This window comes from Pseudoalteromonas sp. S1608, assembly GCF_005887265.1.
Lineage (GTDB): Bacteria > Pseudomonadota > Gammaproteobacteria > Enterobacterales > Alteromonadaceae > Pseudoalteromonas > Pseudoalteromonas undina.
Window position 1 is genome coordinate 19,383 of sequence record NZ_PNDK01000040.1, and the last position, 15,665, is coordinate 35,047.

Annotated in this window: 12 protein-coding genes and 1 riboswitch; of the genes, 5 read left to right on the top strand and 7 right to left on the bottom strand. The window is 39.9% G+C overall.

The annotated features are described in order from the left end of the window. Nucleotides 1–83 precede the first annotated feature (83 nt). From CWB75_RS15155 to CWB75_RS15165, 3 genes are read right to left on the bottom strand one after another with little or no spacing between them, the layout of a single operon-like run. The gene (locus tag CWB75_RS15155; protein ID WP_138571097.1) at nt 84–2,876 is read right to left on the bottom strand and encodes an Mks condensin complex protein MksF; all 2,793 of its coding nucleotides are present in this window, start codon (nt 2,874–2,876) and stop codon (nt 84–86) included. Continuing rightward, the gene (locus CWB75_RS15160; protein ID WP_010388659.1) at nt 2,873–3,421 is read right to left on the bottom strand and encodes a condensin complex protein MksE; all 549 of its coding nucleotides are present in this window, start codon (nt 3,419–3,421) and stop codon (nt 2,873–2,875) included. The genes CWB75_RS15155 and CWB75_RS15160 overlap by 4 nt, the downstream gene beginning before the upstream one ends. 5 nt (nt 3,422–3,426) lie before the next feature. Beyond that, nucleotides 3,427–4,698 (bottom strand): MksB family condensin complex protein, encoded by a 1,272-nt coding sequence (locus CWB75_RS15165; RefSeq protein ID WP_010388660.1) that lies wholly within the window; start codon nt 4,696–4,698, stop codon nt 3,427–3,429. Nucleotides 4,699–4,894: 196 nt separating this feature from the next. On the opposite strand from CWB75_RS15165, the gene nhaD reads away from it, so the two are divergent. Together nhaD and lysC are read left to right on the top strand one after the other, a co-directional pair. Next, nucleotides 4,895–6,142, top strand: coding sequence for a sodium:proton antiporter NhaD (nhaD, locus tag CWB75_RS15170; RefSeq protein WP_055012618.1), 1,248 nt, complete (start codon nt 4,895–4,897; stop codon nt 6,140–6,142). Nucleotides 6,143–6,240: 98 nt separating this feature from the next. Next, nucleotides 6,241–6,413, top strand: a riboswitch (Lysine riboswitch). A 75-nt stretch (nt 6,414–6,488) separates the two neighbouring features. Continuing rightward, complete coding sequence (gene lysC / locus CWB75_RS15175) at nt 6,489–7,880, top strand: lysine-sensitive aspartokinase 3 (protein WP_171039126.1); 1,392 nt, start codon at nt 6,489–6,491, stop codon at nt 7,878–7,880. Here lysC and CWB75_RS15180 read toward each other — a convergent pair. Then, nucleotides 7,854–8,612 (bottom strand): 4'-phosphopantetheinyl transferase family protein, encoded by a 759-nt coding sequence (locus CWB75_RS15180; RefSeq protein ID WP_138571099.1) that lies wholly within the window; start codon nt 8,610–8,612, stop codon nt 7,854–7,856. The two genes, lysC and CWB75_RS15180, sit on opposite strands and share 27 nt — an antisense overlap. Before the next feature lie 166 nt (nt 8,613–8,778). On the opposite strand from CWB75_RS15180, the gene CWB75_RS15185 reads away from it, so the two are divergent. Next, nucleotides 8,779–10,101, top strand: coding sequence for a sodium-dependent transporter (locus CWB75_RS15185; protein WP_138571100.1), 1,323 nt, complete (start codon nt 8,779–8,781; stop codon nt 10,099–10,101). A 99-nt stretch (nt 10,102–10,200) separates the two neighbouring features. Here CWB75_RS15185 and CWB75_RS15190 read toward each other — a convergent pair whose 3' ends face one another. Then, complete coding sequence (locus CWB75_RS15190; RefSeq protein ID WP_054201085.1) at nt 10,201–11,181, bottom strand: 2-hydroxyacid dehydrogenase; 981 nt, start codon at nt 11,179–11,181, stop codon at nt 10,201–10,203. Between the two features lie 62 nt (nt 11,182–11,243). Further along, nucleotides 11,244–11,783, bottom strand: coding sequence for a glutathione peroxidase (locus tag CWB75_RS15195; protein WP_055012614.1), 540 nt, complete (start codon nt 11,781–11,783; stop codon nt 11,244–11,246). A 120-nt stretch (nt 11,784–11,903) separates the two neighbouring features. On the opposite strand from CWB75_RS15195, the gene CWB75_RS15200 reads away from it, so the two are divergent. Then, the gene (locus CWB75_RS15200) at nt 11,904–12,785 is read left to right on the top strand and encodes an NAD(P)-dependent oxidoreductase (RefSeq protein WP_010388669.1); all 882 of its coding nucleotides are present in this window, start codon (nt 11,904–11,906) and stop codon (nt 12,783–12,785) included. A gap of 212 nt (nt 12,786–12,997) precedes the next feature. Here CWB75_RS15200 and sbcB read toward each other — a convergent pair whose 3' ends face one another. Beyond that, the gene (sbcB, locus tag CWB75_RS15205; RefSeq protein ID WP_076918564.1) at nt 12,998–14,443 is read right to left on the bottom strand and encodes an exodeoxyribonuclease I; all 1,446 of its coding nucleotides are present in this window, start codon (nt 14,441–14,443) and stop codon (nt 12,998–13,000) included. Between the two features lie 249 nt (nt 14,444–14,692). Here sbcB and CWB75_RS15210 point away from each other — a divergent pair, with 249 nt between their 5' ends. After that, nucleotides 14,693–15,505, top strand: a complete 813-nt coding sequence (locus tag CWB75_RS15210; protein ID WP_138571101.1) for an alpha/beta fold hydrolase — start codon at nt 14,693–14,695, stop codon at nt 15,503–15,505. Nucleotides 15,506–15,665 lie beyond the last annotated feature (160 nt).

Here is a 15,665-nt window from a genome sequence, read left to right on the forward strand (position 1 = left end):
GTTTGTTTAAACTACCATGGGCGAGGGTAATTTAAAATCTATAAAATAAGTGTAACTGGCTAAGATGAATAGCCAATTAATTCTTAGTCCAGTAGAGAGGCTTTATGTTCAACCTCAATCCAATCTTTTTCATCTACCCAGTTTTGTGCACCGTCTTTTACTGAACGAATTGGCACAATATAATCACAACTTATTTGTGGTTTAACCGAGGCAAATATTGGCACAAAGCCAAAGCTCAAGGCGGTTTCTATAATTGCTTTTTGGTTTTGCGGGTCGATATCAGCCGCTTCATCTATATAAATAGGTATACGGTATAAGTTTTGTTCCTGATCGCTTAATAAATAACGAATAAACAACATGCCACATAATAGCTTAATGGTGATACGCGTACCATTTGAGCCAGCCGAGTCTATCTTTTCAAAGTGCTCGGTTTCACCTGCACGGTTAACCACTTCAAAACGAATATCAAACAAATCGGTGAGGGTCAGACCTGCTTTGTCTGAGGCGAGTTTAATTAAATGATCTTTTGCCTCGTTTACCGCGCTCTCGCTGTAAGGTTCTTGGCTGAGTAAATCTAGGGTATCGCCTTGTTCAAATTGGTTAGAGGTACTGATAATAGTATCAATACTATCTACCAACATTTTGCGCGGGATAATATTAATTTTAAACGCTTGCAGGTTTGAAATGCGGTGCTGGCTAATGCCTTTATTAAAGCTATTCATTTCACGGCGTAAGCGGTCTAAATCTTCGCGCAGTCCTTTAATAGTAGCGGCTACTTCGGTGAGGGCAACGCGACCTTGTCGCTCAACTGCATCGCGCTCGTTATCAATGTTATGAAACGCGCTAATAAGCTTTTGATATTTACTAAACTCATCGTTTTCGTTATCAAACTTAGTGATACCGGCATTATAAATATGCATATAGGTATTACGTACATTTATATCGAAGTTCCGTAGCTCTTGGCAGTCCTTATTAAAGTGGTGAATTAAATCGCTTAAATTATCAAAATCGATTTTTATATCAATCATATAAGGCGTTACTTTACCACTGTATAAATCTAATGTGTGGTCAATACGCTCGGTTTTAACTTGGCGTAAGCGCTCTGTTTGACGATTAATTTGTGCCTGCTTAGATTTAATTAGTGAGCGTCTATCAGCAATTGAGCCACTGTTTTTTTGAATATCTTGTAGGTAATCGTCAACTTGTTCGCGCTCGGCTAAAAGCTGCTCTTTTAGCATTGCTTGGGCGTCAACCGACTGTTGCATCACTTCAAATTGCTCTAAGCGTTTAAGTGCGCTTTCTGCACTCATGAGCTCCTCGTATAGCGCGTCTTTTTCTTTTTGTTTATCAGCAACATTGGCGGCCACTTCGCGCTGTTGTTTAAACTCTTTTAATGATTGCTCAAGCGCGGTTAACTGAGCGCTCAGTTGCTCTTTATTTTCGCCGCTTTGCATTTGTACTGGTGAGAGCTTTTTAAGTTTAATACTGGCACCAGGTAGGGTGAGTATACCGCCTTTAACATTTTCGCTCAGCTGTGATAAAAATTCACCAAAGGCATCTTCGTCATCAATGGTTATATCGCCATTGCTGGTGGTGGCAAAGGAGAGAAGATCGGGGTTTAATAGCCGCGATATTTCTTCTACTTCTTTCAGTGATAAGTCTTCACGCATACGGGTGAATAAATTAAATTCTAAGTTTTTAAGTTGTAACTTTAAGCTTTTAATTTGTTTTTGTGTTTCACCAATACGGTAATCAAGGGTGTGCAGACTTTGCCCTTGAGCACTCGTAATAGAGTGTGACAACGACTCGTAGTCATTTTTTAACTGCGTTAGGTTGCTTTTTAGCGTGGCTTTATTAACCAGCTCAAACTCACTTTTAAGGGCGTTGAAATCTAAAAACCATTGTTCAATTTGAGTTTGCTTGCGCTCTATATCGCGCGATTGTTGCACGTATAGCCCTTGCTTTTGTTCAAACTCGTGCTTTTCGTGCTCAATGTCTTCAAGGGCGATGCTGAGCTCGCTTAGTTGCTCTTCTTGGTAAGCATCAAAGTCAATCAGTGCTTGGTCAATCTTTGGCGCATATGCTGCTAGTTTACCTTTAAGCACGGTTTGGTTTTCAAGCATAGATTCAAGAGCGGCTATGGGCTCTTGCATTGATTCTAGCGCTTTTAATTCACGCTTTGCGCGGTTTACTTTATCAAACGAACGGCGCCAAACCTCGTAAAAGTCGACCTTAGAATTTGACATATGGCGTTCAAACACACGCAACATAAAACGCTTAACGTCGTTTGCGCCTAATTTATGTAAATTAAGAATACGACGAAATATTTCTTTGTATATTGCAGAGTCTTGAACGTTGTTAAGGGGGATCATTTTTAAATTGATCTCACCGTCAAATTGCGTTGCTCCGCCAGTCAGTAGAGCGTTTAATTCTTGTGCCTTAAGCTCTATCGGGTTGAAACCTTGCTGCTTTAAGTGATTAAACAGCTTGGTAAACTTAATAATGGTATTGCCTTGGGTGTACTGGGCTAAATCAAGCTTACCTTGATAGCAAAAGTATTGGTGTGCATAACCGGCAATTTTACCTAAGCCGGCTACGCCAATGACGACTGAGCCATGGGGCAAATCGGCTTGCAATAAAATGTACGATTGATCTGATGAAAAATAAAACTTACGGGTTTCATCTAAATCGTGGCCATCCCACTCGGTTAGGCGTAAATCGTTAATTAGCGGAAATTGCAGTGCATTAATTACTGAGCTTTTACCCGTGTTGTTAGGCGCACAAATCGAGCTACTTTTATCCAGTGGGATCACACATTTTGCATAGCCTGCGGTATTTAGTAGGGCGAGTTTACTCAGTCCGTATAAATTTTTCATTGCTCGTCCTCACTAATAAAGGTCTCTTCGTTTACTTCCATTAAGGCATCAATATAGCGGTGAATAGGGGCTTGCAACATAAAGCCACCTTCTACTTCGCGGGCAAGACCTAAACGCACCATGCGTAAATACACATCTTTTCGTAAGTCAGAACCCGAGAATATCTCAAGCTGATCAAATAAATGTTTATTAAGTTGCACCAAGGTTTGCATGAGCTCTAAGTCGTTTGGCTCGTCAAATAATGCGCGCATTGGGTCTTTACCTGTATTGGCAAAATGCTCTATTAAAATGTAAATAGTGAGCGCTACAGCGCGGGAAATTTTACCCATGTTTGGGGTGCTTTCATCGCTGGCAAAATAATAAAAACCACGGCTATCGTGTTTTAACTCGTGGCCTAATGCTGTAAATAAGGCAGTATAAGCGTCTATTTGTTGGTCAAGCTCTTGCCACATTACGGTGTCTTGTTCGCAAATGTGGTAACCGGCGACTAATTTTTTATTAATGGCTTGTAAGTGAGAAAGCTCATCTAAGTTTATATGGGTCATGGTAATTACTCGTGCTCGGCTTTATCAGCCTGAGGCTCTGAATTAAAGGGATATAAATTAAAGTGCTGGCCTGCAATGTTAACGCGGGCTTTTTTATCGCTTTGGCTAATTTCTAGGGTGCTATCGCTTACCAACTTTTGATACAAAAACAGCATTTCATCGGCTTCAAGCTCAGGGTAGCTTTCGTCTAAAAATTGCAGCAAAGGCTGTGGTTTTTTACGCTGCTTTTTAAAGCGCTTGGTAAATTGAGCTTTTACATCGTGGTAGTCAGGAATGTTTGGCGTGACAAACGCGGGCACATCATTTTGTTCTGGTAGCTGATACTCGTGGTGTTCAAACTCAGCTAAGCTTGCCATATAGGCAACAATATGACGCTGTTGACCCAATGAATACTTTTGCGCATCGCTTACAAAATGGGGTTGCACGGCGCTGAGCATATTATCCACCCCGTTTTTACGAATTAGCCCTAATACTTTTGCCGCTTGGCGGGTAATAAGGTTATTACGGCGCAACTCTTCGCGCAGTGGCATTAGCATGTCGGCACTTTTACGTAAGCTTGTCCGGCCAACTAGGTGCATCTCGAGAATACGAGTACGTAATTGCTCAAGCATACGTTTATCACTGTACGCCTTGCCTGAGCGTTCAATATGTTCTATTTGGGTGCTAATTTGTTGCTCAATTAGAGTAAAACAGGCATGAAAGTCGCCTCTAATATCGACCATTTCTAGCATGGGTTCTATATATTCATCAAATGCTTCTATCACGGCTTTATAGCGCTTTTGCAGCGATTGCACCGCGTTATTTGATTTGGCTTGCTCAACAATATTTAAAATGGCGTTTTCGTTATGTAAAAACAGCTTAATTATTTTACGAACCCGATCATCCATAATGCGGCTAAAGCGACGTAAATCATCAAAATCTTCCATTTCACCGGCATTAGATAGCCGGTTACCTAAGCGAGCTAAATCATCAACCAATACACTAATTTCTTGTGCTAAGCCTAAATGTTCTTCTTGAAGTAAAAAGGTAGCAAAGTCCGCAATGGCACGGTTAATTTCTAGTTGTGACGATTTAGCCAAGGGAATAATGATTTCTTGATTTAATAACCGATTGGTTTCTTTATAAATACGCTCATTATTCCACGTCGGTTGCTTTTGTTTTATGGCATTTTGTAAATCTTTAATACTAAAGTCGGCCATTTTAAAGCGTTTAAATAATAGCTCTAATACACCCCAATGCTCAGTGAGGGTATTAAGTAGCTTTTTAGCTGGGATCATAAGGCGTTACAACATCCTAGTATTCGTTATTTTATATTTCTTGAACTTATATGGTATTCGTTTTTGCGACGATTTAATAATAGTTTTTACACTCGCTTAGTGATAGTATCCGCGCCGAATATAGGCACATAGAGTGTGTACCTCTATTTTTTACATGGTTTCAATTTTTACTTAAACCCGAAGGTTGTTTAATATCATGGTTTCCTCGATTATCCTGACGCTGATAGCGATTGCATTCTTGCTTATCGTTATTGAGGATGTGATTCACGTAAACAAAGCCAAAACGACATTATTTTTTGGTACACTTTGTTGGATTATCTCCTTTATTTTTCCTCTTAATGGGCAAAGCCCTGAAACGATTCAAACCCTCCTTGACCACAATATTTTAGAAATTGCTTCCTTATGGCTGTTTTTAATGGCCGCAATGACCTTTGTTGCCTATTTAAACTCCAAGGGACTTATCGAAAATGTTGTGAATCGGATAATGCCAACCAGTATTAGTGAACGAAAGCTAATGTTTTTGGTAGGATGTTTTGCATTTGTATTTTCATCTATCTCCGACAACGTAACAGCTACACTGATCTCCTTGGCTGTTATAATGTCATTAAAGCTTGAAGCCAAAAAACTAGTTAAGTACGCCACCTTAATTGTATTTGCAGTGAACTCAGGGGGTGTATCACTTATCACAGGTGATGTAACCACACTTATGATTTTCCTTGATGGTAAAGTAACAATTAGCAATTTATTACTGTTAATTGTGCCTGCATTATTAAGCGTATTATTACTGGCTACTTTATTATCAATTGGTATGAACAAGCAGTTAGAGTTTAAAAAGACTAAATTTAAACGCATTGAAAAAACCGACATTACTATCGCTGTTATTTTCTTCACTACCGTTATTTCTACCCTTACTTTAAGTGTTTTATATAGTGTGCCGCCATTACTTACCTTTTTACTCGGCCTGTCTATTATGTTTTTAGTCGCGCAATTTTTAATGCGCAAAAAAGACATCAATAAAGATATGATCGACTTTATACGTGACATAGAGTACGACACCTTATTGTTTTTCGTAGGTGTGTTATTACTTGTTGGCGCATTAAAAGAAGTCGGCGTGCTAAGCCAGTTTACTAATTTGTATACAGTAATGGCGCCAGAGTACGCTAACTACTTAATGGGTATTTTATCGGCCGGTGTTGATAATGTGCCACTAACGGCTGCGTTACTAAAAGCTGACATTGTAATGAGTCAACAGCATTGGTTGTCGTTTACGTATGCAACCGGTGTGGGTGGTTCAATGCTGATCATTGGTTCGGCGGCTGGTATTATTGCTATGAGTAAGGTTAAAGAACTTACTTTTGCAAGTTACCTTCGTTTGTCGTTGTATTTGTTAGTGTGTTACACCTTTGGTTATGCTGGCTCTTACTTTATGGGTAGTTTTATTTGATTTTATAATAAAACGACTTGACAGCTAGACGTCTAAACGATAACTTTCAAAGCCGCACTCTTAGTGCGGTTTTGTTTTATTAGCCACAGGTTAATAATACATTCAGAAGAGGTGCGATACTTAGGTACTTAATGTGAGGCAACGACAGCCTGCGACCATTAAGGAGGGAAGTACTCGCCGAGGAAAATAATGGGTCGTTACCATTGTTTTTCGGTTTATGGGGCTGAATCCTCAAAACTGTCACCAATTTAGGTGGAGAGCTTCTGGCAGTAGATTTTTCTTATCTTTATTTCCTGCCAAGTTCTTCTTGTTTTATTGCGGTTTGGATGCCGCGAAAGGAGACGAAATGACTACCCAATCAGTGCCACATAGTTCACAGTGCACAAAATCAGATTACATTGTTGCCAAATTTGGTGGCACCAGCGTTGCTAACTTTGAGGCGATGAACCGTTGTAGCGAAATCATTGTAAATGATAACAGCGTTCGAATTGTTGCAGTGAGCGCCAGCGCCGGTGTAACTAATCACTTGGTGGCACTTTGTAAAGCCGATATTGATGCCGCTGAACGTCAACAGCATGTTGACGGTGTACTTGCTATTCAGCAGGCAATTTTAACTGATCTGACCCTAGATGATGATTTAGCGCTTGGTTTTAATAACACCCTCAATGACTTCCAAACACTGGCACATCAAATACTGACAACAGAGCAGCAACACGATGAGTTACTCAGCTTTGGCGAGCGTTTATCGTCGTATTTATTTACTCAAGTATTGCGCTTAAAGGGCTTAAATTCGCAGCGTTTTGATGTTCGCCAGGTGCTTAAAACCGATAGCCAATTTGGTAAAGCCACGCCTAATGTAGCCGCCACAGCGCTTGCAGCTAAAGAGCATTTAATTCCCTTACTAGAGAACAATGTAATTGTTACTCAGGGCTTTATTGGCAGCGATGAAAACAATGTAACCACCACACTGGGTCGCGGTGGCTCTGATTACAGTGCCGCCTTGTTAGCTGAAGCAATTAACGCTAAGAGTGTGCATATTTGGACCGACGTAGTGGGTATTTTTAGCACCGATCCGCGTTTGTGTGTAAAAGCCACACCTATTGCGCGTTTAAGCTTTGATGAAGCGGCAGAAATGGCCACTTTTGGCGCTAAAGTGTTGCATCCAGCTACAATTTTGCCAGCCAGTCGAAGCCATATAAATGTGTTTGTTGGCTCAAGCACAGAGCCAGAGCGTGGTGGTACTTGGATTGAACGTGAAAAATCGCAGCTACCAGGTATTCGTGCGGTCACGCAACGTAAAAACCAAATATTATTAACCCTTAAAAGCCCAGAAATGCTATTAGCGAGTGGTTTTTTAGCGCGTATCTTTACTATTTTAAGTGAATGTAATATTTCGGTAGACTTGGTTACTACCTCTGAAATTAGTGTAGCAATTACCCTTGATAATGCGCCTAATGCATCACGCCCAGAGCTAGATCAAGAATGCTTAGATAAACTCGCTGAGTTTTGCCATGTATCGGTTGAGAACAATTTAACCCTAGTAGCACTTATTGGGTCTGAAATTGTATTGCGTCAGCACGAAATGAATTTAATGCAGGTGTTGAGCGAATTTAACATTCGTCTTATTTGTCATGGTGCGAGTAAACACAACCTGTGCTTTTTAGTTGAGCAAAGTGAGTCTGATGCTGTGGTTCAAGCTATTCATAGCCGACTACTTGAAGGCGAGCTTGCTGCTTAACGCTGCAAATGAGATAAATGAGCACTGCCAGTCGGTGCTTTTTTTTGCCACAACGCTTATATCAAACTGCTCGTTTACATCGTTTGTTAATGCGGTGCTAATTGCACTTAACTGCGAGTTGCCAAGCTCACAAAATATATTGGGGCTTAATAGCTGGGCAATAGGGCGGCTGGTTGCTTTTGCTAATGCCTCTTTTAATGTCCAAAGTCTGAAAAATGTCGCCGCTTTAGAAGCTGTGCATGGTTGCTTAGTTATAAGTGCCACTTCTGCAGCATCATAAAAGTGCTTTGCGAGTTTTTCAAATGGTCGTTTTAAACTGATTTTTTCAATATCAAAACCAAATAGCGAATTATTAATATTTAGGGCCACGCCTACCAAACCATGAGAGTGTGACACACAGCAACTATAAACCTGGTTGTTATTTATATTTAGCTCAAGCTTACTGGTTTGTTGATTAAATTCAGAGCTGATTTTATCAAGCGTTATATTACTGCTGCTAGGTAATACACTTTTGACTAAATATTTTAGTAACAGCCGCGTTGCTACATATTCTTGCTTTGCTTGAGGCGTTTTACGACGCGCGATGACACTTAATTCAAACGGGCTTAAAAACTGTGTAAGTGTTAGTTCATCAACCTGCAATTGGCTGGCATCAAATAATAAAATGGTGTGGTTATTATTCTCAGCAAGCGGGGTTTGTAATAACTGATTGTCGAAGTAAGCTGAACTCATTATTGCTCGTTAAAAGTGAATACCGATTACATAGTTATCGTTATAAGCTGGATAGTTTATGAGCGGTTGTTTGCTGTTATGCGCGCTAAGTACATTTTTATTACTCAGTCGCCCTTAAATATGGTTTAATTCACATTCGATAAAATAATAACAGATTTGTAGGTGTATGACACAAGTGCGTGATGGTTTTCAAAGTCGACTTGGTTTTGTATTGGCAGCAGCCGGTGCTGCGGTAGGTTTAGGCAATATATGGGGTTTTCCTACACAGGCTGCTAACCATGGTGGCGGCGCATTTTTATTGGTGTACTTTATTGTTATTTTTTTACTAGCGCTTCCCGCGTTATACACCGAGCTGTATTTAGGCTACAAAGCCCAAGCTAATCCGGTTAAAGCCTTAGGCCAAGCATGGCAAGATCATGCGCCTAAAGTTGGCGCTGCTGCAGGTTATATAGGCTTAGCTGGCGCAATAGTCATGTTAAGCTTTTATTCAATAGTGGCAGGTTGGATGCTTTCTTACGCCATAGAGCCTATAACCACCTTTTTAGGCTTGCAGAGCTTGAGTGAGTTTTTACATAGCGACTCTATGCTACGCAACTTTATATTTACGCCGCTGATGCTTATTTTAACCGCCAGTATTATTTTAAAGGGGGTTAAATCAGGAATTGAAACCTGGTCGCGCCGTTTAATGCCATTATTACTTGTTTTACTCGTTGGCCTAATTGCTTACATTGCTACCTTAGAGGGTGCCAGCGAAGGGTTTGCAGCCTATTTAGTGCCAGACTTTAGTAAAATACTCGACCCCGATTTAATTATTGCTGCAATGGGACAAGCGTTTTTCTCATTATCACTGGGTGTGGGCTGTATGATGATTTATGGCTCTTATTTAAAGCCCGGAGCTAACTTACCAAAATTGACTGCAAGTGTAGCCTTACTCGACACCAGCGTGGCATTTTTAGCTGGGCTATTAATAATACCGGCTATTTATGTGGCACAGTTCAATGGCGTTGAAGTATTTAGCAACGGTAAACTAATCGGTGAGGGGCAGCTTATTTTTACCATATTACCTGAGTTATTTGGCACCATGGGTGAAATTGGTTTATTAGTTGGCTTACTATTTTTTGTGTTGATGTCGATTGCTTCAGTTACATCAACCATTTCATCGACTGAAATTCCGGTGGCATTCTTAGTAGAAAACCACAGTGTTGATAGAACCAAAGCCACATGGGCCGTTAGTGCCATTGTACTTATTTGTGCCAGTACTATTATTGTTAATTTTGATTGGCTATTTGGTTTGGTTATTATGGTATTTACTCAATACCAACTCCCGTTGATGGGACTGTTTTATTTTATTACAGTGGGTTGGTTATGGCAGCGCGGTAATAAGCTTCATCAGGCAAGTTCTGGTGCACATTATTGGTTTGCTCAGTACATTCGTTTTGTCTGCCCAGTGCTAATGACCTTAGTATTTGCAAACGTTGCGTTTGGCTAGAACGCAATAATAACTAATCTGTTATTGATAACTAAAAAAGCGAACACTATATTTTGTTCGCTTTTTTGTTTTTTGTTTTTTGTTTTTTGATTTGGAGCGCTATAGCACTTCGTTTGTTAAGCTATTTCCTTGAGTAACCTCAAATGCATTTTGTAAGGTGATATTGGCAATTTCTGTAAGTGCTTCTTGAGTAAAAAAGCCTTGATGGCCGGTGATCAATACATTTTTAAAGCTCACTAAGCGAGAGAAAATATCGTCTTGGTTTATATCGTCACTGTGGTTTTTAAAAAACAGCTCTGATTCTTGCTCGTACACATCAAGCCCTAAATAACCTAGTTTTTGTGATTTAAGTGCCTTAATACACGCTTTACTATTAACCAATGCACCGCGCGAGGTGTTTATTAGCATAACCCCTGTTTTCATTGCTGCAAATGCGTCATCGTCTATTAAATGATGGGTGTGCTCGTTTAACGGGCAATGCAAAGAAATTATATCGCTTTGTGTAAGCAGGGTGTTTAAATCAGTAATTGTGTAATTACCAGCTTGTGCATTAGGATCGCATACTAAAATGTGAGCGCCAAAACCGGTTAATATATTACACAATGCTTGGCCAATTTTACCGCAGCCAATAATACCCACTGTTTTATTATGCAAGTTAAAGCCAAGTAAGCCGTTCAAGTCAAAATTGTCTTCACGTACGCGGTTATAAGCTTTATGGGTTTTACGGCTAAGCGTAAGCATAAGTGCAATACAATGCTCTGCAACTGCCTCAGGGCTGTAAGCCGGAACGCGCAGAACACGCATGCCATGCTGTTTAGCAGCGGCTAAATCTACATTATTAAAACCCGCACAGCGCAGTAAAATGGTGTTAACCCCAAATATAGCCAGTTGCTCAATAACCGCTTTATCTACCGAATCGTTTACAAATACGCATACCGCATCAAATTCTTTAGCTAAAACCGCAGTGTGCATCGATAAACTTTGCTCAAAATAGGTAATAGCGATGTTAGAAAAGCCAGTTAAGCTTTGTTCGAAAAAAGGGCGCTCGTATTTTTGAGCACTAAAAAAAGCAATCTTCATTTATTACAATCCAACTAATCTAGTTACATCAACCATAAACCATTTTTATTATACATGCCTTATCACTTTAATATTGCTGTGGTATTAAAGCGACTATTTGCTGTTTTTATAATCGGTGTTGCCTCTAAACTACTTCTAATTACACTATGAAGTGACTCCGGTTTAGTGCGCGGCGCATAACGTGCAATTAATTGTCCTTGGGCATTAACTAAAAACTTAGTGAAGTTCCACTTTATTGCACGGTTTTGTGCAATTCCACGCGTATGTGATTTTAAATAACTAAACAAGGGATGCGTATCGGGGCCATTCACCATAACCTTATCAAATACTTCAAAATTAATTGCAAAGTGTTTTTGATAGTAGTCTTTTATTGCCATACCCTCTAATGGTTCGTTTTTATCAAACTGATTACATGGAAAGGCCAGAATAGTAAACCCATCGCTTTTGTATTGTTGGTATAGCTTTTCAAGCGCACATAATTGCGCCGAAAAATGACATTTGCTTGCTGTATTTACAATAAGAACCGTTTTTCCTTTTAACTGGCTCAAAGGAAAATCACTGTTATTACAAAGTGGTGCGTTAAATTGATAAATGCTATCCATAGATTACCTACCTAATTTCCTTATGCGGGAAATTTTAAAAGACTTTCATTCGCTTTTTTAGCGGCCGATTGACATAATCGAGCTTATGTTTCTAAGTTATCAGTTAAATAGGTCATTTTTATGTCAGTTAAAATTGCATTTATAGGTTTAGGCGTAATGGGTTACCCAATGGCAGGGCATTTAGCAAAAGCAGGGCACAGCGTATGTGTTTATAACCGCACAGCAGCTAAAGCACAAAAATGGGTCGAAGATTTTAACGGCAGCTTTGCACCTACTCCGCGTGAGGCAGCAAGCGGTGCCGATATGGTATTTATGTGTGTTGGTAATGACGACGATTTACGTTCAGTAGTATACGGCAATGACGGTGTGCTAGCAGGCATGCACGAAAACACAATTTTAATCGACCACACAACTACCTCAGCAGAAGTGGCACGTGAAGTTGCGGCAAAAGCGGCTTTACAGCATATCGACTTTATTGATGCGCCAGTATCGGGCGGCCAAGCTGGTGCTGAAAACGGGGTATTAACCGTAATGGCCGGTGGCAACGAAGCGGTATTTGCTAAAGCACAACCTATCATGGCGGCGTTTAGCCGTTTTAGCCAGTTATTAGGGGAAGCGGGCTCAGGGCAATTATGTAAAATGGTCAACCAAATTTGTATTGCTGGTGTAGTGCAAGGCTTAGCTGAGGGCTTACATTTTGCTAAACAAGCAGGGCTTGATGGCGAAAAAGTAATAGAAACCATTTCTAAAGGCGCAGCTGGTTCGTGGCAAATGGAAAACCGCTACAAAACAATGTGGGCAGGCGAGTACGAGTTTGGTTTTGCTGTAGATTGGATGCGTAAAGATTTAGGCATTGCCCTTGATGAAGCTAAAAATAATGGTGCAACGCTGCCAATGACCGCCACGGTTGATCAATATTACGCTGATGTACAAGCTCTGGGCGGTGGTCGATACGATACTTCAAGTTTATTAGCACGTATCGAAGCACTGCATAAAAAGTAATGTAATTGGTAAAAGTAAATTATTCACAAAGAGGCTAAGAGGCGCTGCGCTTTTAGAGGAAGTGATAAACATAAAGAATGAATGTTGGTTTTATGTGTTTCTCATTTACCTCTTTTGTTGAGATAGCTTTTTGGTTTTATCTAATAACAAAAAACGCGACACTTTTTTGCTAAAGGGTCGCGTTTTTTATGCGTTATATAAACTACAGTAAATTACATGCTTTGCGCGTAGTTATATAAGGCTTTTAAAATTGTAAGATTTTTTTCACTGTCATCATGTTCATGCGCTAAGTTTTCAAGGGTGATCATAAAATCTTGTGCGCTGATTGATGGCTGATCTTCGCCATGCATTAACTTGCTTTGGCAATATTGACGCCATTGATCAAGCTCTTGCTGGTTTAGCGTTTGTGGCCAGTTACGGGCGCGGTATCTAAACAGCAAAGTATTAAATTTAGGATCTTCAAATTCAAGTTTTAAGCTTGCTAAGTCTTCAGGCTTTGCATCACGAATAATCGCAAATTTAGCTTTATCAGCATGGCTAGTAAAGCCATCATATAATAAGTAATCTACGTTCGTGGTCGCGCTGTAATCGCCTTGCTCATTAAATACCTCAGTGACTTTATCACGTAGCTCGGTATTGGCTTTTAAAATGGCTAAATTAGCCAAGCATTGTTCACGGTCAATACCCAAGCGGGCAGCGTTTTCAGGCAGTAGCGTTTTAGCTGGTGCTAAAATAGGGCACTTATTTAAATGCACTAATTTTAAACCTACGGGTAAATCACCCTCCGCTAGATCTATACGTTTGGTGTATAAACGCTTGCGTAATTCTTCTACATTTAAATCAAGTAACACCTGCGGGTTTTGGGTTAAATCAAAACAAATAACCGCGTTTTTATTTACCGGGTGAAAACTCATTGGTGCAACCCAAGTAGTACAGCCTTGGGTAGCAGGAATGCGTGACGAGGTGTGCACTAATGGGGTCATATTAAACACATCAACCATTTCAGCGAGTGCTTTTTTACCGCGAAGACTAAAAAAGAACTGATACAGCTTAGGCTGCTTCTCTTTAATTAGTTTGGCCAATGCAATGGTGGCCGTTACATCACTTAGTGCGTCGTGCGCAGCGGCATGTTCAATACCATTAGCAACAGTTAAATGCTCAAGCTTAAAGCTAGGGCTGCCATCTTCTTTTAATGGCCACTCAATGCCCTCTGGGCGCAGTGCATAGCAGGCACGCACTAAATCTATAATATCCCAACGGCTGTTATTGTTTTTATATTCACGTTCGTACGGGTCGTAAAAGTTACGATAAAAGCTATATCGGCTTACTTCATCATCAAAGCGAATACTGTTATAACCAGCCACACAGGTATTAGGCACGCTAAATTCTGCATGAATTTTAGCAATAAATTCAGCCTCAACTAAGCCTTTTTGCATCGCCACTTGTGGGGTAATACCGGTAATTAAACACGCTTCAGGATGAGGTAAGTAATCAGCCTGTGGTTTACAGTACTCAATAAGCGGCTCGCCAATAATATTTAAATCAAGATCGGTGCGCACACCGGCAAACTGGCTCGGCTTATCCTTTTGCGGGCTTGCTCCCCAGGTTTCGTAGTCGTGCCAATAGATTGTTGCTTGGTTTTGCTCTTGATAAGCCATTAAAAAACCCTATAAGTTAGCTTGAAACGGTTTATATACCGCCAAGTTACTAAATTTATGAATTATTTAGATTATGGCATAGGGTCACAGAGGTTTATAGGTTTGAATAGGGAAATCTATTAGTCAAAACATGATTTAAGGGTGATTGACGTGATTATTTATTTCTGAGGTTCTGTGATAGAGAAATTATTTATAATCATAGTGCTTAATGTTATAAACTTAAGCTAACTATCAACTTACTGTAACAATATGAAACTAATAATAAAAACGATTCTATTTTGGGTATTAATCACCTCTACCGCTGTTTCTGCTGAGCTTGCAAAAGTTAAAGTAAATGGTTTTGATATTGAATATGAAATGGCGGGTAGTGGTAAACACACTGTTTTACTTGAGGCAGGTGGCTCTGCAGGGCTTAGTGATTGGGATCCCATTTATAACTCGCTTATCAAGCATGCAAAAGTAATTCGCTATTCTCGAATTGGCAATGGCGGCTCTTCGCAAATAAAGAAAAACTATAGCTCAGAGCAGTATGCTACTGAGGCTTTACTATTACTTAAAGCGTTAAAAATTGAAGAACCAGTAGTTTATGTGGCGCATTCTTATGGTGCTTATATCGCAAGGGTATTTGCAGCAAGCTACCCCGATAACATTAAAGCGTTAATGTTAATTGAACCCGCCTCAGAGCATGATGTTGATATTATGCGCGCGATTGATTTGCCACGCGCTGAAAAAGAAATTGCCGCTATAAAACGTGATGATATGAAAAACGGCATGTCGAATCAGTATTTAGACTTTTGGTCGAAGCGACCTTTGCCCGATTATCCACAAATAGCAGATATTCCCGTGACGGTTATTGCCTCAGTTAAAAAATATGAAAATCCATCGGTGTTATTTTTTACTGAAAAAGGGCGTGAAATGTGGGGAGAACTGCATTCAAACTGGGCTAATGCTTTTCCTCAAGGTGAGATAGTGCTAACCAGTAAAAGTTACCACTATCCACAAAATGATGAGCCAGAAATGGTAGTTAAACAAGTTTTGAAGCTATTATCACGCACTCAATAGCGAGATCGGATTATGTTTTTTAATAACGACTAACTATGAGTTCTTTTTGTAATAGGTGGTATTTTTTATTTATTGTGATGTTTATTACGCCTGCATTAAAAGAGTAAATTAAAACCAAATAAAAAGCACTGCAGGTTCACTGCAGTGCTTTGTTTAGGGG

What these genes read in the sequence shown, in the direction of transcription:
- CWB75_RS15190 (WP_054201085.1), bottom strand. Translation starts at nt 11,181, where the DNA reads ATGAAGATTGCTTTTTTTAGTGCTCAAAAATACGAGCGCCCTTTTTTC.
- CWB75_RS15210 (WP_138571101.1), top strand. Translation starts at nt 14,693, where the DNA reads ATGAAACTAATAATAAAAACGATTCTATTTTGGGTATTAATCACCTCT.
- CWB75_RS15185 (WP_138571100.1), top strand. Translation starts at nt 8,779, where the DNA reads ATGACACAAGTGCGTGATGGTTTTCAAAGTCGACTTGGTTTTGTATTG.
- CWB75_RS15195 (WP_055012614.1), bottom strand. Translation starts at nt 11,783, where the DNA reads ATGGATAGCATTTATCAATTTAACGCACCACTTTGTAATAACAGTGAT.
- sbcB (WP_076918564.1), bottom strand. Translation starts at nt 14,443, where the DNA reads ATGGCTTATCAAGAGCAAAACCAAGCAACAATCTATTGGCACGACTAC.
- lysC (WP_171039126.1), top strand. Translation starts at nt 6,489, where the DNA reads ATGACTACCCAATCAGTGCCACATAGTTCACAGTGCACAAAATCAGAT.
- nhaD (WP_055012618.1), top strand. Translation starts at nt 4,895, where the DNA reads ATGGTTTCCTCGATTATCCTGACGCTGATAGCGATTGCATTCTTGCTT.
- CWB75_RS15180 (WP_138571099.1), bottom strand. Translation starts at nt 8,612, where the DNA reads ATGAGTTCAGCTTACTTCGACAATCAGTTATTACAAACCCCGCTTGCT.
- CWB75_RS15165 (WP_010388660.1), bottom strand. Translation starts at nt 4,698, where the DNA reads ATGATCCCAGCTAAAAAGCTACTTAATACCCTCACTGAGCATTGGGGT.
- CWB75_RS15160 (WP_010388659.1), bottom strand. Translation starts at nt 3,421, where the DNA reads ATGACCCATATAAACTTAGATGAGCTTTCTCACTTACAAGCCATTAAT.
- CWB75_RS15155 (WP_138571097.1), bottom strand. Translation starts at nt 2,876, where the DNA reads ATGAAAAATTTATACGGACTGAGTAAACTCGCCCTACTAAATACCGCA.
- CWB75_RS15200 (WP_010388669.1), top strand. Translation starts at nt 11,904, where the DNA reads ATGTCAGTTAAAATTGCATTTATAGGTTTAGGCGTAATGGGTTACCCA.